The sequence below is a fragment of the Mesorhizobium sp. M2A.F.Ca.ET.067.02.1.1 genome (genome assembly GCF_004023285.1).
GTDB lineage: Bacteria > Pseudomonadota > Alphaproteobacteria > Rhizobiales > Rhizobiaceae > Mesorhizobium.
The window spans coordinates 1-1,064 of the sequence record NZ_RZSB01001198.1 but is presented as its reverse complement, the minus strand read 5'-3'; the positions used below and the strand labels follow the sequence as shown (position 1 = coordinate 1,064).

The 1,064-nt window shown below is 62.8% G+C and carries 1 protein-coding gene; it reads right to left on the bottom strand.

The annotated features are described in order from the left end of the window. Positions 1-163: 163 nt before the first annotated feature. On the bottom strand, positions 164-1,064 hold a 901-nt coding region (locus tag EOA28_RS36705; RefSeq protein WP_245501693.1), incomplete at its 5' end, for a phospholipase D-like domain-containing protein.

Below are 1,064 nucleotides of genomic sequence, written 5' to 3'. Positions count from 1 at the left end.
CGTTGTAGGAGGCGACGACAATTTCAGTGTCGTTGACTCGCTTGCGCGGCGTCGCCTTCGCCTTGCGCGCGTTCCTGGCGCGGATCGACAGGAGCACGGTCCCCGGCAGGCTGCGTCCCTTGATGTCGTCTATCTCCATGATCCTGCTGCTCGATTTCCTGCTCTAAAGATAGGGCGATCCCAGCCACAGCAAACGGTCGAAGACGCGGACTACGAATGGTCTTGCATTCAGCGTCTGCAGCGTCACCGGCTGGGCGGTCGAGATGGCGGCCGCGATGCGGGCGTCGATCTCGGCGGCGAAGTTTTTGTCCAGGACTTCCATGTCGATCTCGAAATTCAGCCTCAGCGAGCGCGCGTCCAGATTGGAGGAGCCGACATAGGCCCACACGCCGTCGATCGCCATCAGCTTGGAATGATCGAACGAGCCCTCGTGGCGCCAGACCCGGCAATAATGCTTCAGCACCTGGTCGAACTGCGCCGTCATCGCATGATCGACGAGGAAAAGATTGTTCACCGCCGGCACGACGATGTCGATTTCGACGCCGCGGCGGCCAGCCGTGGTCAGCGCGCTGATGAACTCCCGGTCCGGCAGGAAATAGGGCGACATGATGCGGATCGACTTGCGGGCGACCGAAAAAGCGCCCATCAAAAGCTTGAGGTTGGTTTCGTTGGAGGCGTCCGGCCCGGTCGCCACCGCGCGCACCAGCACCGGCTGCCCGGGCGGCGGCGCGGCGCGCTCGACCTGCCAGGGCCCGTCCTTCAGGGCCTCGTTGCCGGCAAAGCGCCAGTCCTCGGCCGCAACCGAGAACAGGTCGGCCACAACCGGCCCGGTGACCTCGAAATGCGTATCCCGCGAACTTTCGGAACCGGCGAATTCGGCGGAGAATCCCTTGCGGATGTTCATGCCTCCCGTGAACGCCACCGCGCCGTCGACGATCAGGATCTTCCTGTGCGTCCTCAGATTGGCATAGGGAAGCCTCAGGCCCATCACGATGTTGCCGTTGAAGAGGTCGACGATGACGTCGACCTCCCTGAGTTGTTTCAGGATGCTCGGCACCGAATCT